Raw genomic sequence first — 21,568 nt, forward strand, 5'->3', positions numbered from 1 at the left:
CGAAAATGAAAAATCAAAAGTTACTGTTGCTGCGATACTTCGGATCGCGAAAACACTGTCAAACTAGAAAAAATATGAGTGATAAAGAACCACCAAATCCTTTCGAGGAAATTCAACGTCAATTAAAAGATTTGTTCAAGGACTCGAATGTAAAAGTGTCAACCCATGGTTTCACCGAAAGCGATCCTTTTGCCGACGAGCCCGAGGAGTCCGAACCGGAAAAACCGAGCGAACCCAATAAGAGCGCTCAAACGCTGGACAATATTCGCAACTTCCACCTCAAACCAAAGGAGATACGCGACTATTTAAATCGCTTTGTCATCCGTCAAGATGAGGCCAAAAAAGTTCTATCTGTGGCGATTTGCGATCACTACAACCATATCCGCAGCACACTTTCCGGCGAAAGCACGGAAGCCACCGAGTATAGTAAGCAAAATCTACTCTTTCTCGGCCCGACTGGAGTCGGCAAGACCTACCTGATGAAAAATGTGGCGCGCCTGATCGGCGTCCCCTTCGTCAAGGCCGATGCAACCAAGTTTTCAGAAACTGGCTACGTCGGCTCCGATGTGGAAGATCTGGTGCGCGATCTAGTCAAAGCGGCCGATGGCGACATCGAACTCGCCGAAAAAGGCATCATCTTTGTCGATGAAATCGATAAAATCGCCGCCGAAGCCGGCGCGGGAGGACGCGATGTGTCCGGCCGCGGCGTGCAAATCAACCTGCTCAAACTAATGGAGGAGACAGAGGTCAGCCTCTTCAGCCCGACCGACATGATGGCTCAGATGCAGGCCGCGATGGAAATCCAGCGCGGCGGTAAGCCGAAGCGAAAATCGATTAATACCAAAAACATTCTCTTTATAGTGAGCGGCGCTTTCGATAAATTGGCCGAATCGATCAAAAAACGACTCTCCCAAAACGAGATGGGCTTCGGAGCCAGTGTGAGCGACGAGGAAGAAGACCTCTCCGCTTACCTGCAGCACGCGGAGACCAGCGACTTTATCAAATACGGATTCGAGCCCGAATTCATTGGCCGCGTACCTGTGCGCTGCGCCTGCTCCGCACTGAGCTCCAACGACTTGGCGCACATCTTAACAACCTCAGAAGGCAGCGTGCTCCACCAGTATCGCGACGACTTCCGTGGCTACGGAATCGACTTCGACATCGGCCCCGAAGCCATCATGGCCATCGCCGAGGCTGCCAGCCAGGAAGGCACCGGTGCCCGCGGCATTATGACCGTCATGGAACGCCTCTTCCGCGATTATAAATTCGAACTGCCCTCAACCGCGATCAAGCACTTTGAAGTTACGCCCGAAATGATCGCCGACCCCGCAGCCAGCCTACAGGCCCTCAAAGCAGAGAACGCCCACTTACAAGCTGCCGTCTGGGAAAATGACATTAAACGCTATGCCACGGCCTTCGAGAAGCAGCACGGCTTCACCCTGGAATTCAAACCACTGGCGGTGGAAGCCTTACTGCAAGAAGCCGAACAACGTGACCAAAGCATTCAGTCACTCTGCAGTGACAAGTTTAAAGATTTTGAGCACGGATTGAGCATTATCAACCGCAACACAGGCCAGACCGTTTTCAAACTGGGCAAGCTCGCGATCGAAAACCCAGATAAGGAACTTTCTAAATGGGTGGTTCGCAGCATCGAAAGCGTCAAAGGAAGCTCAGATTGAGATTGAACGCGCTCCAAAGTTCCCACTCCCTACTCTCCATTCAATAAGATGCCAGAAGGAAAAGCAGTCAGCCAAATGTTCGCCGGAATCGCCGGGCGCTACGACGTCGCCAATCACCTCCTCAGCGGAGGGATCGATTTTTACTGGAGGCGCGTGCTCACGCGCATGGTGCAGCAGCGTGCGCCCAAGGATATAGCGGACCTCGCGACAGGCAGTGGCGACGTCGCCTTCAAGCTGCGCGACCGCATGGGCACCAGCGTGCCCGTGACGGGGCTGGACTTCTGCGAGCCGATGCTGGACGAGGCCCGCAGCAAGCGCGCGGCCAAGCCTGCATATGCCGACATCGAATTCGCCTTCGGTGACTGCATGCAGTTGCCACTGGAGGACGCCTCCGTCGATGCGGTCACCATTTCATTCGGAGTGCGCAATTTCGAAGATCGTCAGCGGGGGCTAAAGGAGATCCTGCGCGTGCTACGCCCTGGTGGACGTCTGTTCGTGCTGGAATTTTCGCAGCCGGACCGCTGGTTTCGCCCGATCTATTATTTCTACCTGAAATATATTTTACCCTGGGTGGCGGCCATCGCGACAGGCGACAAGAGTGCCTACGACTACCTCGCCGGCACGATTGAAAATTTCCCCACTAAGGAGGCACTCTCTGAACAGCTCAAACTTGCTGGCTACGAAACTGTCGCAGCGAAGGGACTGACTTTTTCCATCGTGGCGATCCACGAAGCAAGGAAGGCGGACTAAGCCCCCTTGGGATATTCACTGGCGCACTACATCGAACCGAGTCGCACTGGATAGAACGGGGGAATGGCATCGTCCAATATCCGCGCACTCGGATTCACGAGATGAACCTGAGTCTCAGAATACCTCAGTTGTTCGACCAAATCCGCATAGAGTTTCTTCGCTGAAGCATACTCAACGCTAAGTCTTTCATTTGATAAATCCTTCTTCGACCACTCATCGAGATACTCTCCAATAATTGTTGTTCGAGCGTCTAAATCCTGCACGCGCTTCATCAAGGTATCGACTGACAGCTTTAACTGATAATTGATCGCCTCTTCAGCAAAAAGGTTAGCAACAATTGCCGCCATGATGGGATCCGGATGTTCATAACTGACACGTATCGTCAGCAACTCCACGTCCGCATCCACCGTTACGCCTCTTCGCAAAACTTCATAGAGTGACAGAGCTGAGTCACCTCTGCCAGCAACAGGGATTGGTGCCATCAGACGATCACGTTTTTTATCTTGGAGACGCTGATCCACTCCTTTTAAAACCGAATCCGACTGTGCAACGGCGACATGATAGGAAAAGTCCGCCTTGGTGGGATTCACATTCTGCTCCGAGTTCAAGTAATCCTGACGAAAAAATTTATCGGTGACCAGCAGGGTCGCCGTGGCTTTATATATGGGCGACGAATCATCCCAAACGGAAACAGTCTCAACAGATGACTCTGCTACAGAAGCAGAAGACTCGATTGAAACAACAAGAATTACAATCAGTTGCGTAATTTTGCGTAGCATTAATCTCATACCTCATAACTAAACCTATGAAGGTTATTATTCAATCTTAATGAGTTTACAATCAATCTTCCAAGGAGACGGCCGCTCCGTCGACGGATTCGTCGTCATCGACAAAGCGGACGCAGAAGGCGGCGATCAACATCGAAGCGCCGCCCAGCAGCACCGCATTCATGGTATTGCCACCGAGTAGACGGGTCATGACATAACCGAGACCAAGTGAGGCAGCAATCTGCGGTAGGACGATGAAGAAATTAAATACCCCCATGTAAAAGCCCATCCGACTGCCAGGAATCACATTGGCCAGCATGGCATAGGGCATCGAAAGGATGCTGGCCCATGCGATGCCCACGCAAACCATTGAAGCCAATAACAATTTCGCATCGCCAACGAAGGCCACCGACAGCAAGCCCAGCGCACCGATCGCTAAACAAGTGGTATGAATGCCCTTGGCGCTGAACTTACGCACAATCAACAACAGTAAGAACGCAAAAAAGAAAGCCACCCCATTATACACCGAGAAGCATACGCCGCCCCATTCGGCCCCAGCCTGATACGCCTCGCTGCCATGGTCTGTGCCTCCGAAGATGTGCGTCGCCACCGCTGGAATGAAATAAATCCACATACAAAAGAGGCCAAACCAGGTAAAGAACTGCACCACGGCGAGTTGCTTCATTGCCTTGGGCATCGAGCCAATACCCTCGAAAATTTCCTTAAACGCATTGCCCACCCCTGCGGACTCACGTTTCATTTGCTCAAACGCTTCCATATCCTCCGGCGGATACTCTTTAGTGGACAAAATCGTATACAAAACCGCGGCAAAAAAGACACCTGAGCCCACGTAAAACGCAATTTTTACGGTTTGCGGAATCGCCCCGGTGGCGCCTTCCGCATTGGTGACACCAAACCAGTTGGAGAGCATCCAAGGTAAAGAGGAAGATAGCACCGCGCCCAGTCCGATCAATAGACTCTGCATCGCAAAGCCCAGCTTGCGCTGCTTCTTATTGAGCTTATCGCCGACGAAGGCTCGGAAAGGCTCCATACTAATATTAACCGAGGCATCCAAAATCCAGAGCAAGCCAGCCGCCATCCAGAGTGAACTAGAGTTGGGCATCGCAATCAGCGCAAGACTCGCCAGAATGGCGCCCACTAAAAAGTAAGGTCGACGACGTCCCAAGCGCGTCCAGGTGCGATCACTATAGTAACCGACCAATGGCTGCACGATCAATCCAGTCAGCGGCGCCGCCAACCAGAGAAAAGGAATCGTGCTCTCGTCGGCACCCAGATATTGATAGATGGCGCTCATGTTGGCCATCTGCAGCCCCCATCCAAACTGGATACCAAAGAAGCCGAAGCTCATGTTCCAAATTTGCCAGAATGATAGTTTTGGTTTATTCATAGTGTAACTGTCGTAGAGTTGGTGCGACTATCGCAGTGGAACGGCCCCTCGGTGGGCCGCGCGCCCGCGAGCGGTTTCGCGAGTGAGGGTTTCCAAATGTTGCAGCGCTTCGTCGAGTCTCTTCGTCATCGTCAGGCGCCAAGCCCAGCTGCCAGAGGCTTTACCCGGCGTATTCATACGTGCCTCGGATCCGAGGCCTAGTATATCCTGCACTGGCACGATGCTAGCGCCCGCCCGCGAGCGATAGAGACTGCGAATAAAATCCCAATGAATCTCGGAACCGTCGCTGGCAAAATACCCTAAGGCCATGGCACGCTCCGCCTCGATTTCCTTTGCGGTGCGCGTGCTGCCCTCCCCCGCCTGACTAGAAAACCAGCCGACAACGGTATCATTATCATGCGTGCCCGTATAAGCCACACAGTTTGGGGCGTAATTTTCAGGCAAGAAAGTCGAACTCATCGGATCGGTGCCAAAAGCAAACTGCTCAATGCGCAAACCTGGTAAATTGTAATCGTCGCGGAGCTTTTCAACTTCGGGGGTAATCACCCCCAAATCTTCCGCAATCACAGGCAGGGGAAGTCCATGATCAGTGACAAATGCATCAAACACCTCTCTGCCCGGCGCAGGAATCCAATGCCCCGCGGCGGCGGTTTCCGCCCCACCTGGTACTTCCCAGCAAGCATCAAAGCCGCGAAAGTGATCGATACGCACCACATCCACCCAGGATAAAATACGACTCAAGCGCTGCCGCCACCAGCCGAAATCCTCACGACGGTGTGCCTCCCAATCGTAGAGCGGGTTTCCCCACAGTTGCCCCGTCGCAGAAAAATAATCGGGCGGCACCCCTGCAACCACACTCGGGCTTCCATCGGCGTTGAGACGAAAAAGCTCAGGCTGACACCAAACATCGGCACTGTCGTGTGCCACAAAGATGGGGAGATCCCCCACCAAGCGAACCCCCAAGTCCTGCGCGCGCTGCTGCACACGCGACCACTGCAGACGCAGAATAAATTGCTCAAAACACACCCGCTGAAGCTCGGAGTCTAACTTGATGGCGATCTCTTGCAAGGCCTTGGGATTCCGGTCGCGGAATTCAGCTGGCCAATCAGTCCAAGCAACACGATTAAAATGAGCTTTCAAAGCGCTAAATATTGCAAAATCCTGTAGCCAGTCGTCCTGTGTAGCGAGAAAGTCCGCATACTCACTTCGGAGCGGATGCGCCGCTGGCAAAGCAAAGAACTTGCGCGCGGCCCGCGAGGACAGTTCTGCCTTGTTTGCGTAAACTTGCGCGAAATCCACTCTCGAATGCAAGGGCATACGTAGCGCCAACAGTTCTTGATCGTCCAACAGAGCACGTGCATGTAGATCTTCCGGACTCAAAAAGACAGGATTGGCCGCAAAGGCCGACAAGCCCTGGTAGGGCGAATCTCCGTAACCTGCCGGATTGAGCGGTAGAATTTGCCACAGGGTTTGCCCATGCGCCGCCAATTGCTCGACCCAGCGCAACGCACAGGGGCCGAAATCACCGATTCCAAACTGATTAGGCAAAGAGCTCGGATGCATGAGTAGACCGCAATCTTGCTTAAAGAGACGAGTAGACATTAGAAACTTCCTTCCTGACGAGAGATTTGAAAAGCCCCGAAATAGGCGTTATGCGCACCACCATTCAAATTGAAGAGGGCAAAACTATGGATCTGCACAGAGGCATCCCCTGTTTCGGCTATAGGCGGGCTCATGCGCCTGTGGGGAAAAGTATGCACGACACGATCACTCAAAGTTGTGATTTGCAGGTCATAGTACCCTGCCTCGCCCACACTCACCCCAACTTCGATGCCCGCTTCATCTAAAAATACCCGAGTGTTGAAGCGACCAGCGGCATCCAGAATCTGATAGGTACTCAGCCCCTCGATCACAGCCAGCACCAACGCGCGTCCAGTGCTCAGCTCACTCAAATCTGCTGCCGTCTCGGAGTAGCGCAATGTGAACCCGACACTGGAGATGCCTGCAGCATCTCGCTCAAACTTGGTGCCAAAGCCATCAAACTCGAAGCGCAAAGAAAACACATCTCCCGCCATCAAAGGATGCTCCAAGGCGCGAAAGGCCGCCGTCTCTTCGAAGCCAGTGCCATTGGCAAAAATACCAAAGGCAAAGCCCTCACGCGCCGACTCAGACAGATCTGCCTCTTGAGCCGCCTGTGCAATGAAGAAACCCGCGTATTGCGCCTCCCCCGCGGCCCCATACTCAGGCGACAATAGCTGCCAGCTCTTGAAACCCCGCCCCCCCGAGTCGCCTGTCTGCCAACCATCCGCATAGACCTCATAATAAGCCTCATCCTCTGCCGCGATATACGACTGAGCCTGACTGGGCACGGCTGCCGTCAAGGCAAACAGCAAGCAGCAGGCACATCTGAGGCAGGAAACTGAAAGGGGGCGAAAAGTCATAGACAAATAATTTCACTCCACCGTAAGCATGCAGCTAGCAGACAACAGAGCAGGCCACAGTTGACAGTTGAATAAATGAGACTCTCCTCATCATTATAAGTCTTGGAAAGATAGCTCACGAATATTTAGCCATCTCCATTTATTGTCTGAGTCCAAAAACCAGAGATCTAATAATGCGCCTCGATCCTCTACCAAAATATTGCGCCGATTAGAAACTCCATAGAAATCGCCCGCAGAAATTGCTACTTTCGTACTTAAAATTGAATATACATCCTTGTCTTTATATTTACTCATCCAAACGCGATGCGTTCTTAACTTCAGATGCTCATCATCAGCACTAAGATTACGGTATCCAAAAACTCCCATAAAAATGAAGTCCTCAGGCAATGTATGACCGTGATCAGACCACACATAATGATTAACAAGTTCCCGATCATTTTTAGCGATACCATTGTAAAACTCAGCAATAGCTCTTTCTAAAGATACTGGGACTGAAGCATTATTGATCGCACTTGGTAAACTAGATGGTCTTTGAAAAAAAACTTCTTGATCAATTTCCGAATACCCAAAGAGACTTAAAAATATAATCGTCAATATACTAAAAATTATTTTTTTCATAAAAAGTTATACCTCTTTGACATAATATGTCGCAAGCCACGCGAAGTCATGCGTGTCTTCTTCAACTTCCAAGGATACAGAGCCATAGTTATGTTTGCACCAAATTCGCATCTCCGCCCAAAAGGCCGCATCTCCTTCCGGCGTCCCCAGCCGGAAGCGGGAAGTCGCTCGCGTCCCCCAATCCACTACGACCGATTGCGCATCGTAGCGGTCACCATACTTCTCATCAAACCAAGCGTAAAAATCGGTTTCGTTCACCGACAAACTTAGGTGATTTCCTTGGATCAAGCAGAAGATTTCCCCACTCGGCATAACCTCGTCGACCTGAATGGGCTGCCCTTCCGGGAATTCCATAAATCCGTAGTCTTTTCCGTTATAACGAATCGGCACCTTGACAGTTGATTTTAGATTCAATGAGTCCGGCCATAAATGTCGCTGAGCCGCAATTTCCTCAAAGGTGATTTCCGGCAGCGCTTCGGGCTCGTCGATCACCATGGGCTCTGGAGGCGTCTCGACCACAACCGAGGAAGCCGGTCGTGGTTGTGGAGCAAGCTCGGCGACTTTGCTAGACTGGGGCGCAGGGATACCAATCGTCCGGCGAATCTTTTGAGCCCAATCAGAATCCTCTGAGGTGGAGACCCAAAACCACGCAAATGTGCACCCACCTATCAAGAGGACAAAAAACACCATCGTCTTCACGAGTGCTCGAAACTGTGGATTACCTTTCTTTTTCACAATTATTTTTCGAGTTCCTCTCCGCCCCATCAATTTACCGCCGTGTCCTCCGTCTCGCCGTCAGCTTGATCTTCAGTCAGGATGGTGCGCCCCACTAATTGTCCTTGATCGTTCCATTGATAAGCAATGCCTCGCAACAACTCATCGAATTTATTATATGCGGAAACCGTATTCGTATTGGGCGATCACTTTGCCGTCTTGACGCTCAGCGACTAAGCGTCCGGCAGAATCATAATCAAATTGCACGGTGCCGTCGGCATCGCTGCGCGACATCAATTGGTTGGCCGCATCGTAAGTCATGCGCACCGTTTGGCCATGCACGACCTTTTCGGTGATGTTGCCAGAAGCATCATAGACATAACGCTCGTCGAGCGCGGCGGTTGCGACTCCCGTATCGGTGGTGACAGCAGTCAAACGCCCTGCGGCGTCGTAAGAGAAAGCCTGCTTCATTTGAGCGGCTTGAGCAACACTGAATGCAAGCAAGAAACTGCTCCCCAGCGCGACGATTTTGATCTTCGACTTCAGGTTCATGATATTAGCAATGGGTCGTTAACATTTTCCTAATTCGACTAATCAATCCTAAGCTATCGTTAGCAAGTCAATACCCCAGTACCTATTTTAAGGTATTGCAGAAACAATACCCAAACCTAAGCTACCGCCCCTGAAAAACAAAGTAATTCAATGTATGCCGATCGTCAGTCTTCAAGCGATCTAGAGATAAGCTGAAGCATACAAGCTGGCCAGACGGGCCGCACATCATCCGTCAGCGCACCACTGGCAGCAAATTCCCAATCATACTGACGCGCGGCGCGTTTCAAAGGCACCTGTCCACCTGAAACGTCCATCATGGGGAATAAGAGCATACTTGAGGGGTATTCAGGCAGCACACTCGCGAGGGGGATTCCAGTCGCGTCTGGATGAAGCCAAATCACTTGACTCACAGCGCCAGAAAGCTCGGCAGGCGGACGCAAGCGACCGGAGGTCAGTAATCCTAGCAGTGCACGGCCACTCGGTTTCTGCAGTATCATTTGCCCCCACTCAGGCGGTAAGCGATGCGCATCCCCAAGCAGTGGCAAAACAACAAGTTCGATCCACCGATCCGGCAAGGCTTGAGCCAAACGACGCACCTCCTTGCCCCAATCCGCGCCAAAGACCCTCAGGCCCCGCAAATGTAAAAAGCGCAAGCACAGTCCATTCGGAAACCACGCTATCAAAGCCGCGCCTCTTCGGGTCGGTTCGATGCGAGAGCGCGATAGGACCAAGAGCTGTGCGAGCGAGACTAAGCTCACGAGCCAAGCCTCCGCCGTCATCTAAACTGCCAATCTGCATCTGAGCAGAAACCACTGGAACGGCCATCGCAGCACTCGCTACCAGAAGTCGAACCAATCGGAAACCAACGCCGACAAACATTGAATTATTCATAACAGCAATTGCGATGTGCGGCTTAGCTGAAACTTAGACATGAAATCAGATCTTTATATTTTGCGTTTGGTCCTCTTTGTTTCCTCGTTCCAATCATACATTCACATCTCAAATATTGTGTAATCTGAAAGATCGTATGAATACTTGAAAGTCACACTCTTTTCTTCAACGATTCCAGCACTTTTCGAAAACAGTAAATACTCCATATATCTCAACTAAGCTCTACTGGTTATTTAAGGTACAAAACGACCTTAAGGTGGATGGCCGCCAGCAAACGCGGTAATGGAAGGAAAAGCCTGCCGAAGTTAAGTGAGACTTACAAGGGAAGCGTAACTACAGAATGCTGGCTTAAAGCGAGTGCCCACCTCACAACACACCGCCGAAAACAGGCTAATAGCAACTCAATTAACCCATTAGGCGAGCTTATCGACAACCATCCTACCATTAAAGAAAGGAAGCAACATGACGGTTGCACTTGCCATTATTTAAAATAAATAAATACACAAGAATAGGCACGAGTGTTGCCTCATAGACAAAGCCCGAATCTTCCAACTGAAAATAAAAACCAATACAATGGACTTCACCACACAGCTCGGACTCGACCCCAATACAGCGGCTTACGCCCAAGATGAGCAATCGCTCCTCGAATATGTGAATTTAAAACTAACCTCGATCGGTCAACCGACCTTCGAGGACGTTAGCGATTCTCGCTTCAGCAGCTTGAGCAAGTCACTGCTAGCTAGCTATCAAGAAAAATCCCGACTACTCGCCGACTACTTGCCTCCCTGCGACCAGCGGGTGCAAGGTTTTCTGGCAGAATACTTCAGCGATCTCGACCTGAGCGAGATGCCACATCTGCCTAACAACACTTTGATCCTAGACCGTCATGGAGTGGCTCGCACGCTATCGCTCCCAGCGAAGGGCGACCACTTCTCTTCAGAGATCATCGACTCTTACCGCATCCAACAAGGAGTGCTACACAATCCCAAGAGCGATCGCCGCACCACGAAGGGGGTGTTCCATGTCACCGAAGGGGGACTCCCAATTCCCAACGATAAAAAAGCGGTTCCTAAACTAGCCGCCGCACGTCTCTTTGCCAAAGCACTCAAAGGAGCGCCTGAATCACTACAGACATTACCCTTCCTCGCCAATCAAGAAGAGAAAGCGCGCGCGTGGGTCTCTTTACTACTACGTCCTGTAGTGGTTCCTGAAGTCGATGGCTTCAGCCAAGAAAAGACTATGGAAGTGCGCTTTTTCGCACCGGGCAACTTGGTCTGCAACCTGGATTTCGTAGAATCGATCTTCGGCAATGCTGGCGACCCATTCATCGCCGACAACGACGCGGCCCTCGACCCTGCACACTGGACGGGCCACAGCGGTTGCGTGATCCTCGCGCCACATCTGATGGGCACCACCAAGAAGGAGCTGGGCCTGCCCAACATCAAAGATGCCACCGAACGCCAAATTCGCGATGGCATGTGCTGGGAGCAGGAAGACGAACTGTATAACGATGGCGGCGCCTTTAAGATCACTTGCCGCGACGAGCGTGGTGTGGTGGTTACGGCCATCGCCGACAACTACTTCGGTTACTGCAAGAAGGAGGTCAAAACGCAGATTGGTTACTCCGCGAACTTGAACGGTCTGGCGGAAGAAGAACACGCCGGGGGCACACTCGCCTTTACAGGCTACGACCTGGGCGAAGACTTCCAACTCAGCCAATACTATCCGGTCGTCGATCAAACTTTCGATGGTGTGGCAGCACGCTACAGCGATCGTATCGATATCAAGCCTCAAGGCTATGCGATCGATAAGACCTTCAAAAATATCATCTACATCCCCGAAGATGCCCGCATTGAGCTCAACTCGCAGCGCATCAGCTGGTCCAAAGAAGGTGAGACCCAAGAGATTAAACTACTGCCGGGTAACACCTACGTGCTGCCTTCTGGCTACAAGGTCGAAATGATGAAGCCCGCCGAAGGTCGCCGCTGGCGTCTGGTAGGCTACACCGCAGAGAGCCGCGTATGTCACAAGCCCTGCACCGTATCCGGTGGAGGTAAATCCGAAATTTCCAAGCCCATCACGGACGCAATTATTTCCGGCCCGGTGTTTGTGCGCGACTTTGAAGGTGACTTCGACCTCGCGGAAGAGATCATAAACAAAGAATATGGTCAGCGCTTCCTGGATGAATCCAAGAACAAAACAAAGGGACGCCCACTACTTAGTAATGAGCGCTCGCTCGGTTCAGTCATCAAGCTACTGACTCCTTCCAAATCTGAATATACCGAAGAATTCAATACTTGGCTCAAATCGATCCCACAGCAGGTCAAAGAGCTGGTACTCATCATCAAGCGCTTCTACAAGGAAGACTGGGGAAGCGATTGGCGCAAGCGTTTCAGCGTCGATCTAATCAACGGAGAGTCGGGTAACATTCTGCGCTATCGCGAACAGCAAATGCTCACGCAATACCTGCGCATCGGCTACACCGAGAACGGATCTTGGCGCACCTTTGGTTTGCGCAAGGACTTCATTCCCGCAGCCAAGATCTCGCTGGAAGACGACATCACCGCATCAGTGGTGGCGCCAAGCTCTCAACTGAGCAGCCTACCTCCGGGTTGGTCGCTGCCTTCAGCTAAATTCGTACATAACTGCGAATACCGCTTCTTCCAACGCCCCGACGACGCCATCATTCGCGGCTACGATAAGGGCGCGGAACAAGACCTGAGCTCCTTCGGCAGCTTCCTGAGTAACTACGAGCCACTGGACCGCGAATTTGCCAAGAACGAGACAGAAGATGCCATCCGCTTCGGCCAATACACGGAGCCCATGCGCGACATGGTGCTCGACTTCAGCCATGGCAACTCACCGGACTACTACTCGACCAATGCCTACCCACGCATCGTCGATGGCAGCCCAACTAAGAATCCGCGCTACTTGCAAGTCCGTCCCGACTTAAAAGACCCACGTGCCGTCTATCTGGCCGACATGAGCTCACGCCTCTTCCGCCGCCAGGATTCACAGTCCGCACTCCTGCGTCCGGTCACTTCGATCCTACCTGGGCGTCGCAACAATCCAGCCGAGCCAGACGCAGGCGTGAAGCCACTCTGCGTATTCAGCCCCATCCACCACATGGAGCTGCCAGAGCTGTTCATGGAGTATATCGCAAGTATTACCGGCAAGTCGCCCTCCACTACAGGTGCCGGCTCCGAAGGCGCGCTCACCAAGGGCCCCTTCAACGCCTTGCCTCCGATCTACGACATGAACAACGCGCTGGTTTCTTACCTCGCGACGGATCAGCCGGTCTTCATCACAGCCGCTGGCTATGTCGGCCCTAACTTCCGAGTGGATCACGACATCAGCCTACTGGTGCCCGAAATCTGGTGCCGTCTGAAGGATCAAGAGACCGATCCAAAATGGATGCTGGATCACGGCTACCTAGAGAAGGTGGAAGACTTCGAGCACAATGGTAAAAAAGTGCTCGCAAGCCGCATCGGCTACCGGATCACTGCAAAATTCGTGCGTATTTTCTTCGGTCGTGTCTTCAACAACCCGACCTCGGTGCTGGACGAGCAAATGCTCAAACCTGAGCTGCAAGACATGGATACCTTTGTCGAAGGCATGGAGACTATCATCGCGGCACACAAGCAAGCCGCCGAAAACTACTTCGCCGACGGCTCTATTGAGGATGCCTGCCCACCGCTGAAGGCCCTACTCCACATCATGAAGGACGGCCACTACGAGGGCGAAGGCCTCGATTCTGCTAAGGTGCGCGAGCTCTTCACCCGCGAGTCAATGCTTGCCAGCGATTGGTATGCCGAGCGCCTACAAAGCCAGCAATCACACGATATCGCGATGTGGAAGAACAATGTGCAGTATCTGCAAAACTTCCTGCAGCGTGAATCACATTCCGGAGTGGCCAAACGCCTCAATATCGAGTCGCGCCTGACCGCTGCCAAGGAAGAGCTGGATAAAGTCAGTTCTAAGAAATACCTCGAAACACTAGTCGGCACACTGGGCCGCCAGCCGATCGAGAAGTAAATCGGGAAAACAAAATCGTTTTAATCCAGAGCTTGGGGCTTCCGCCTCAAGCTCTTTTTTTTTTGAGCCGCTCCCCCGGTTCGAAGAACCGAGGCTGCGGAGGGTGACTGCTCCCCCGGTTCGAAGAACCGAGGCTGCGGAGGGTGACTGCTCCCCCGGTTCGAAGAACCGAGGCTACGGAGGGTGACCGCTCCCCCGGTTCGAAGAACCGAGGCTACGGACCGAGGTAGGCATCAAAAAAAAGAGGCGCCCGCTTTCGCGGACGCCTCTGAAAGATTCGGAAGAATCAAGTATTAATATACTTGAGTCGCTTCTTCTTCAGGAACTGGAGTCTTAAGAAGATCCGAGCTCATTTGTGCGCGGAAGCGAGCGTCACCTTCGGCGACTGCTTGAGCGACAACACGGAACTCGATGATTTGCTTAGCCTTCAATACACCGTAAGGAGCGAAGCTGACGTTGTTGCCAGAGATCGAACCTTGAGTGTCACCAGCAGCAGAGAGAACCTTCAGTTGGCTTGGAAGTTGAACTTCGAGGCCGACGTTAGTGTCTTGTGCGGTTCCTTGGTTAGTGATCTGAATCACATATGTAGTTTGCTCACCAACGAGGAGCGGATCCTCGGTGTCGATCACTTCGATCAGCAAGGCTGGGTAGCCGCGCCATTCTGTGCAAGCGTCGTCGTTTCCGCTGAGGCCGTATTCAGCCGATGCAGCGCTAACTTGGTTGCAGTAAGTGCCTTCTTGTAGACCGAGAACTGTAACGTCGAAGCTCTTAGACTCACCAGCACCGAGGCTTGTGGTCCATGTAGCTGTGTTGCCATTGATTTGTGCACCAGGAGCAGAAAGCAGTTTGTTTTGTGCAGGAACTGTGTCCACAACAACTACGTCTGTAAGAGGCACGTCACCAGTGTTGGTGGCTGTGATTGTGTAAGAAGCCTTCTTACCAACGAATTGCATTGGTGTGCCTTCCTTAACAACGTCGATACCAGCTTCGACGACTACGACACATGCGTCGTCTTCAACAGAACCAGCATTCGAGGAAGAAGCCACCGCTGTGTTGCAGTGCTCACCAGTTGCTGTAGCAGTTGTGTTCACTGTGACGTCACGGCTTTCACCTGGAGCCAATGTGCCAAGGTTTGTTGTGAGCGTGCTGTTACCGCTGTCATGAGAAACGCCAGCAGGCAATGTGTCTGTAAGCACAACATCGTAAGCGCAGAAGTTACCAACATTGGTCACTGTGATGTTCCAAGGTACACCCGCACCGAGAAGAACTTGCTCGTTTGGTGTGGTCTTAACAATTGCGAGCTCAGGAGCGCCAACTTGTGTAGTTGTGCAAGCTTCTGGGTAAGCAACGATAGTTGCACAGTTGCTAAGGTCAGCAACTTGAGTTGGCTTTACAGTCAACTGCAGAGGAGTGCGAGAACCACTCTCAACATTGTAGAGTGTCCATGTAACGCTGCTGCCATTCACTTCGGCTTCAGGTGTGCTGGAAACATATACTGTGCCAGCTGGGATTTGCTCTTCAACAACTACCTTCTTTACCTTGTCCTTAGCAACAACTGTGTAGTCGTAGTTATAAGGAGTGTTGATCGCCACCATATCGGGAGCGGACTTCTCAAGACGAACGAGGTGCTTATCTACATAATCTGTAACTGTACCAGGAGCGCAGTCATCCATAGAAGCAGGCGCCGCTGCGGGTGCAGGGGCTGCCTTGGCTGGCTTAGGGTTATTATACTCGTGAATGTGACGATTGTCAGAGGGCGTCTTCAGATTGAAAACGGTGGTTTCAGGGGAGTCTGACACTGTGAAATTCTTGCCTTCGTCCACGATTCTCTGAGCTGAAAGCTGAGATGCGGCCAAGACAATGAATCCTGCAAGTGCAGAAGCTCCAAGGAACTTTTTCATGATATTCATATGTTCTGTTTGTGTAGTTAGTTTATTTTTCGAAGCGAACGGATGGCGTCCGCACATCTAAATAAGAAGATGAACTAAATACCCTAGCACAGGTTAGTACTAAATCGAGTCAAATGTATGAAATTTTCGACATTAGCTCCGTTTTAACCAAGAACAAGCAACAGCTACCTCCTAGATAATAAAAAAGCGTGCTTCCCATCAATGGAAAGCACGCTAATAAATAATCAATTATGTACCAACTAAGCTACAGGCTTGAAAAAGTTCTTAAATTGAGCGGTCGCATAATCGCGATTTAAATGCGCAATCATATCAAGCGGGATGCTCTTCGGACACGCAGCTTCGCACTCTCCGATGTTGGTACAACCACCGAAACCTTCGCCGTCCATAGTCGTGACCATCGCCAAAGTGCGGCGATCCTTCTCAGCCTTACCTTGCGGCAAGCTGTTCATGTGAGCGACCTTGGCACTGGTAAAGAGCATCGCAGATGCATTGGGACATGCGGCCACACAGGCACCACAACCAATACATGCAGCGGCGTCCATCGCGTAGTCGGCGATCCCCTTCGCGATCGGCATCGCATTCGCGTCGACGGCACTGCCGGCACGCGCAGTAATGAAGCCGCCGGATTGGATAATCTTATCCAATGGTGTGCGATCGACCACGAGGTCTTTAATCACAGGGAAAGGCTTGGCACGCCAAGGCTCAATTGTGATCGTCTGACCATCGTGGAAGTGGCGCATGTGCAGCTGACAAGCCGTCGTGCCCCCTTCAGGGCCATGTGGGATGCCGTTAATCGTCATCGAGCACATACCGCAAATACCTTCGCGGCAGTCATGGTCAAAGGCGACAGGCTCATGGCCATCAGCGACAAGTTGCTCCGAAAGGATGTCGAGCATCTCGAGGAAGGATGAGTCCTCAGAAATGTCAGCGAGCTTGTATTCGGCGAATTTACCAACGTCTAGGCGGTTCTTTTGACGCCAAACTCGGATTGTGAGATTCATTGTTTTTTCCATCGTGCGTATTGAGTTGGATTACTTGTAGCTGCGAGTAGCGAGCTTGATGTTTTCGTAAACGAGCGGTTCCTTGTGCAATGCGGGGGGCACGTCGTCGCCCTTATATTCCCAAACACCCACGAAGGCGAATTTATCATCGTCGCGCATCGCCTCACCATCATCGGTTTGGTGCTCCGCGCGGAAGTGACCACCGCAGGATTCTTCACGCATGAGCGCGTCGCGGCAAAGGATCTCGCCAAACTCCATAAAGTCGGCAACGCGACCGGCGCGCTCGAGCTCGGGATTGAGACTGTCCGCATCGCCCACAACCTTAAGGTTGGACCAGAACTCCTTGCGCAAAGCTTGAATTTCTTCAATCGCTTCGGTCAGGCTCTCCTTAGTGCGGGACATGCCGCACTTCTCCCACATAATGTTACCGAGACGCTTATGGAAAGAACGTGGCGATTCGGTGCCACCGATTGACATTAACTTTTGGATACGCGACTGAACATCGGCTTCGACTTCGGCAAATGCAGGGTGATCTGTAGTCACCTTGCCCGCAGCCGCCACGCCTTGTTCACCGAGGTAGTTGCCCACCGTGTAAGGCAAGACGAAATAACCATCCGCGAGGCCTTGCATCAGCGCCGAAGCACCGAGGCGATTGGCTCCGTGGTCGGAGAAATTGGCCTCTCCGCCGACAAACATGCCAGGGATCGTGGACTGCAAATTGTAATCCACCCAAAGACCGCCCATGGTGTAGTGCACCGCGGGGAAGATCATCATCGGCGTTTCGTATGGATTGTCGCCGGTGATGCATTGATACATTTCAAACAGATTACCATAGCGCTCTTCGATCGCCTTTTGGCCGTCGCGCTTAATCGCATCGCGGAAGTCGAGGAAGACCCCGAGACCGGTAGTCGCGACGCCACGACCATCGTCACAGGCCTCTTTAGCAGCACGCGAAGAGATGTCACGTGGTGCCAGGTTACCGAAGCTTGGGTATTTACGTTCCAAGTAATAATCGCGATCATCTTCAGCAACATCGTTCGGGTTCAACTTACCTTCACGAATTTTCTTAGCCGTCTCTTGATCCTTTGGCGCCCAAACACGACCATCATTACGAAGCGATTCCGACATCAGGGTCAGCTTCGATTGCTGGTCGCCATGAACAGGAATACAAGTCGGGTGAATTTGCGTATAGCAAGGATTTGCCATGCCCGCACCGCGACGATAGGCACGGTGTGCAGCAGTGACATTACAGCCCTGTGCATTGGTGGAGAGGAAGAAGACGTTGCCATAACCACCAGTAGCGACCACAACCGCATCCCCGGCATGGCGAGTCACTTCGCCCGTAACCATATTGCGAACAATAATCCCCTTGGCATGACCGTCGACCTTAACCACATCCAGCATTTCGTGGCGGTTATACATCTTCACCTTACCGAGACCGATCTGCTTACTGAGCGCCGAATACGCACCGAGCAACAATTGCTGCCCCGTTTGGCCACGCGCATAAAAGGTGCGAGAAACCTGCGCGCCCCCGAAAGAGCGATTCGCCAACAAGCCACCATATTCACGCGCAAAAGGCACACCATTGGCGACACATTGGTCGATAATATCAGAGGACACTTCAGCCAGACGATACACGTTGGCCTCGCGAGCGCGGTAATCGCCGCCCTTCACGGTGTCGTAGAAGAGGCGATGCACACTGTCACCGTCGTTTTGATAATTCTTAGAGGCATTAATACCGCCCTGCGCCGCAATACTGTGCGCGCGACGTGGACTGTCCTGATAACAGAAGCAAGAGACATTGTAACCTTGCTCTGCGAGGCTTGCGGCAGCAGCGCCACCAGCGAGGCCGGAACCCACCACAATCACGTTATATTTACGTCGATTGGCCGGGTTGACCAATTTCATGTTAAACTTGTGGCTCGTCCACTTCTGTGCGAGTGGGCCTTCGGGAATTTTGGAATCGAGATTCATTGTTCGGCGTTCCTATTTGTGAAGTGTTTCAGTGATCTCGGCTGCGGCGGAAGCAGAAGCGACTGGCAAACCACCGGTCGGATCCTTTTTGAGTAGGCCAGCCATGGTAGCGATTGGAATAATAGCAAAGCCGAGAAAAACAACCCAGCCATAGACCAATGCGACGCGATCCAAGCGTTTGCGCCACAGTGAATTGCGAAGCCCGACACTCTGAAACATGCTGCTAACACCGTGTGTGAGGTGCATGCAGAGTAGACCTGTTGCAATGATGTAGAAAGCAGAGACCCACCAGACCTTAAAGCCGGCCACCATCATGTCGTTGACATTAAAAGTCATCACCGCATGGCCGTTTTTCATGACCACTTCGCCGTGCTTCACGAGGGGCACTTCCGAAGGCTCGATCACGCCCGGTTCATTGTATTGCATGCTAGGCACATTGCGGACAGTGAAATGCGCAATGTGAAACACGATAAAAGCGAGCAGGATGATACCACTCATGCGCATGGTGCGTGACGAGTAGCTCGCCTGCACAACCTTTTCACTGTCATAACCTTCAGGGCGTGCCTTCCGATTATCCAAAGTCAAGGTAACAGCTGCCCAAATGTGGACCGCGATGCTAGCGAGCAGGAAGATGCGAATCCCCCAGAGCGCAGCCGCAGGCAACAAGTGATGCAACTTGTATGCATACGCATTGATCACCTCGGCACCGAGGAAGATCTGTAAATTCCCCAGCATGTGCCCCATAACAAAGAGCACAAGCACAAGGCCAGTTAACGCCATCAAGATCTTACGACCGATGGTGGATTTAAAGAAACTACATAATGAGCACATAATAATGTCGGGAGCTATTAACAAAGGTAATGTTGCAACTAAGTTTGGCAGCTTTTTCAAACACGGAGCAAATTGCAACCCATCTATTAGACTAGATAGAGCACAAAATTAGCTAAGCTAAGGAAAAAGCACACCTCAACCAAGGACATACACTTCTAAAGCCCCACATCCCTATACTGTCCACCTTAAAATTAAATATTCTTATCCTAAATGAGACACAGTAGCAGCTAGACTTATCCGAACAACTTCTTGCGATAAAGCATGGAAAATGTTTGCCATGCGTGAATGCCAAAGAATTGAATGCAACATTAAAGACTTGGTCGACTGCACCCTGTGCTTCATTTACATTTTTCAACATCATTCCCAAACAGCAAAGTTCGAACACATGAAATATATTTTCGTAACAGGCGGCGTCGTCTCCTCGCTAGGCAAAGGACTCACCTCCGCAGCACTCGGCGCCCTACTCGAACAGCGTGGCTTAAAAGTGCGTCTGCAAAAGTTCGACCCTTATCTCAACGTCGACCCGGGCACAATGAGTCCCTTCCAACACGGCGAGGTCTATGTGCTCAACGATGGTGCCGAGACTGATCTCGACCTCGGGCACTACGAACGCTTCACCTCAGGAGAGCTCTCACGCCTAAACAATCTAACTTCAGGCAAGGTCTATGAGACCGTGCTGGCCAAGGAGCGCCGCGGCGATTACCTCGGCGCAACCGTGCAAGTCATCCCCCACGTCACAAATGTGATCAAAGAGCGCATCTACCAAGGTGGCGGCGATGATGTGGACGTGCTCATCACTGAGCTCGGTGGCACGATCGGCGATATCGAAGGACTCCCCTTCCTAGAAGCAATGCGCCAATTTGCACTTGAAGTGGGACGTGACGATGTGCTTTTCATTCACTGCACCTTACTCCCCTACCTCAAAGCTGCGGGTGAGCTCAAGACTAAGCCCAGCCAACAGTCAGTCGCCAAACTGCGCGAAATCGGCATCCAAGCGGACATCCTCGTCTGCCGCACCGAAGAGCCGATGACGAATGAGATGCGCCAAAAGCTCTCGATGTTCTGTAACGTGCCCGCCAAAGCTGTGATCGAAGAGATGGATGTCGAAACTTCCATCTACGAACTTCCACTCGCGCTGAAAGCAGAAAAAATAGACGATCTGGTAATCGAGCACTTAAAGCTCGATGCGCCCGACAGCGACATGAAGGTCTGGCACGATGTCGTACGCCGCCTCAAGGCGCCCAGCCACAAGGTCGAGATCGGCGTCGTGGGCAAATACATCGAGTTGCAGGATGCCTATAAATCGGTCTATGAGTCCATTCTCCACGCGGGCATCTCTAACGACACCAACGTGCGCATTGTGCGCTTGGATGCAGAAGTCATCGAGAACGATCCCGCGAAGTATCTCTCGACACTCGACGGCATTCTAATCCCGGGAGGCTTTGGCGACCGCGGCACAGAAGGTAAAATCGCAGCCGCACAATATGCCCGCGAAAACAACATTCCCTACTTTGGACTCTGTCTCGGCATGCAGATCGCGGTGATCGAATATGCCCGTAACGTAGCCAAATTAGAAGCGGCCAACAGCACTGAATTTGATCCTAAAACAGAATTCCCTGTGATCGACATCATGGAGGACCAAAAGGACCTCACGACTAAGGGCGGCAATATGCGTCTCGGCGCTTGCCCTTGCGAACTCGCAGATGACAGCTTCAGCTTTCACGCTTACGGCAAAAAACTCATACATGAGCGTCACCGCCACCGCTATGAATTTAATAACGCATATCGCGACCAGTTAGTCGCTGCAGGCCTCCGCATTGGCGGTATCAATCCAGAGCGCGACTTGGTGGAAATCGTAGAAATCCCCGATCATCCTTGGTTTGTTGCGGTGCAATTCCACCCGGAATTCAAGTCTAAACCCAATGCGGCGCATCCACTTTTTGCCAATTTCATCGCCTCGGCGCTGAAATACAAGAAGTAGTCCTGCCAGAAGAGCG

The 21,568-nt window shown here is 52.0% G+C and carries 16 protein-coding genes; 4 read left to right on the plus strand and 12 right to left on the minus strand.

Features of this window, described 5'->3' with window-relative positions; genetic code table 11:
* Positions 1–74: 74 nt before the first annotated feature.
* Together QEH52_RS13890 and ubiE are read left to right on the plus strand one after the other, a co-directional pair.
* A complete protein-coding gene (locus tag QEH52_RS13890) occupies positions 75–1,679 on the plus strand; it encodes an AAA family ATPase (RefSeq protein ID WP_308951235.1) in 1,605 nt (534 codons plus the stop codon).
* A 48-nt stretch (positions 1,680–1,727) separates the two neighbouring features.
* A complete protein-coding gene (gene ubiE / locus QEH52_RS13895; RefSeq protein WP_308951236.1) occupies positions 1,728–2,429 on the plus strand; it encodes a bifunctional demethylmenaquinone methyltransferase/2-methoxy-6-polyprenyl-1,4-benzoquinol methylase UbiE in 702 nt (233 codons plus the stop codon).
* A gap of 26 nt (positions 2,430–2,455) precedes the next feature.
* Here the strand turns inward: ubiE and QEH52_RS13900 are convergent, their stop codons facing one another.
* The 8 genes from QEH52_RS13900 to QEH52_RS13935 all read right to left on the minus strand — a co-directional run bounded on the left by QEH52_RS13900 (position 2,456) and on the right by QEH52_RS13935 (position 9,567).
* Positions 2,456–3,208 carry a GumC domain-containing protein gene (locus QEH52_RS13900; RefSeq protein ID WP_308951237.1) on the minus strand — a complete coding sequence of 251 codons (753 nt, stop codon included), beginning with the start codon at positions 3,206–3,208 and terminating at the stop codon, positions 2,456–2,458.
* A gap of 61 nt (positions 3,209–3,269) precedes the next feature.
* Complete coding sequence (locus QEH52_RS13905; RefSeq protein ID WP_308951238.1) at positions 3,270–4,604, minus strand: MFS transporter; 1,335 nt, start codon at positions 4,602–4,604, stop codon at positions 3,270–3,272.
* A 27-nt stretch (positions 4,605–4,631) separates the two neighbouring features.
* Complete coding sequence (gene malQ, locus QEH52_RS13910; RefSeq protein ID WP_308951239.1) at positions 4,632–6,206, minus strand: 4-alpha-glucanotransferase; 1,575 nt, start codon at positions 6,204–6,206, stop codon at positions 4,632–4,634.
* Positions 6,206–7,045: a hypothetical protein gene (locus QEH52_RS13915; protein ID WP_308951240.1), complete on the minus strand. Its 840-nt coding sequence runs from the start codon at positions 7,043–7,045 to the stop codon at positions 6,206–6,208. Before QEH52_RS13915 ends, malQ begins: the two co-directional genes overlap by 1 nt.
* Positions 7,046–7,138: 93 nt before the next feature.
* On the minus strand, positions 7,139–7,663 hold the full coding sequence (locus QEH52_RS13920) for a hypothetical protein (RefSeq protein WP_308951242.1): 525 nt from the start codon (positions 7,661–7,663) through the stop codon (positions 7,139–7,141).
* A 6-nt stretch (positions 7,664–7,669) separates the two neighbouring features.
* On the minus strand, positions 7,670–8,398 hold the full coding sequence (locus tag QEH52_RS13925) for a hypothetical protein (RefSeq protein ID WP_308951244.1): 729 nt from the start codon (positions 8,396–8,398) through the stop codon (positions 7,670–7,672).
* A 153-nt stretch (positions 8,399–8,551) separates the two neighbouring features.
* Positions 8,552–8,929, minus strand: coding sequence for an RHS repeat domain-containing protein (locus QEH52_RS13930; protein ID WP_308951245.1), 378 nt, complete (start codon positions 8,927–8,929; stop codon positions 8,552–8,554).
* A 164-nt stretch (positions 8,930–9,093) separates the two neighbouring features.
* On the minus strand, positions 9,094–9,567 hold the full coding sequence (locus tag QEH52_RS13935; RefSeq protein ID WP_308951246.1) for a hypothetical protein: 474 nt from the start codon (positions 9,565–9,567) through the stop codon (positions 9,094–9,096).
* Between the two features lie 826 nt (positions 9,568–10,393).
* On the opposite strand from QEH52_RS13935, the gene QEH52_RS13940 reads away from it, so the two are divergent.
* A complete protein-coding gene (locus tag QEH52_RS13940) occupies positions 10,394–13,855 on the plus strand; it encodes a PPi-type phosphoenolpyruvate carboxykinase family protein (protein WP_308951248.1) in 3,462 nt (1,153 codons plus the stop codon).
* 293 nt (positions 13,856–14,148) lie between these two features.
* Here QEH52_RS13940 and QEH52_RS13945 read toward each other — a convergent pair whose 3' ends face one another.
* The 4 genes from QEH52_RS13945 to QEH52_RS13960 all read right to left on the minus strand — a co-directional run bounded on the left by QEH52_RS13945 (position 14,149) and on the right by QEH52_RS13960 (position 19,571).
* Complete coding sequence (locus QEH52_RS13945; RefSeq protein WP_308951250.1) at positions 14,149–15,765, minus strand: DUF7507 domain-containing protein; 1,617 nt, start codon at positions 15,763–15,765, stop codon at positions 14,149–14,151.
* Positions 15,766–16,004: 239 nt separating this feature from the next.
* On the minus strand, positions 16,005–16,766 hold the full coding sequence (locus QEH52_RS13950) for a succinate dehydrogenase/fumarate reductase iron-sulfur subunit (RefSeq protein ID WP_308951251.1): 762 nt from the start codon (positions 16,764–16,766) through the stop codon (positions 16,005–16,007).
* A gap of 30 nt (positions 16,767–16,796) precedes the next feature.
* Positions 16,797–18,740 (minus strand): fumarate reductase/succinate dehydrogenase flavoprotein subunit, encoded by a 1,944-nt coding sequence (locus QEH52_RS13955; protein ID WP_308951252.1) that lies wholly within the window; start codon positions 18,738–18,740, stop codon positions 16,797–16,799.
* 12 nt (positions 18,741–18,752) lie between these two features.
* Positions 18,753–19,571 carry a succinate dehydrogenase cytochrome b subunit gene (locus QEH52_RS13960; RefSeq protein ID WP_308951253.1) on the minus strand — a complete coding sequence of 273 codons (819 nt, stop codon included), beginning with the start codon at positions 19,569–19,571 and terminating at the stop codon, positions 18,753–18,755.
* Positions 19,572–19,956: 385 nt separating this feature from the next.
* Here QEH52_RS13960 and pyrG point away from each other — a divergent pair, with 385 nt between their 5' ends.
* The gene (gene pyrG, locus QEH52_RS13965; RefSeq protein WP_308951254.1) at positions 19,957–21,552 is read left to right on the plus strand and encodes a CTP synthase; all 1,596 of its coding nucleotides are present in this window, start codon (positions 19,957–19,959) and stop codon (positions 21,550–21,552) included.
* The last annotated feature ends 16 nt before the right edge of the window (positions 21,553–21,568 follow it).

Origin of the sequence: Thalassobacterium maritimum (assembly GCF_031127805.1) — a bacterium.
Taxonomy (GTDB): Bacteria; Verrucomicrobiota; Verrucomicrobiia; order Opitutales; family Coraliomargaritaceae; genus Thalassobacterium; species Thalassobacterium maritimum.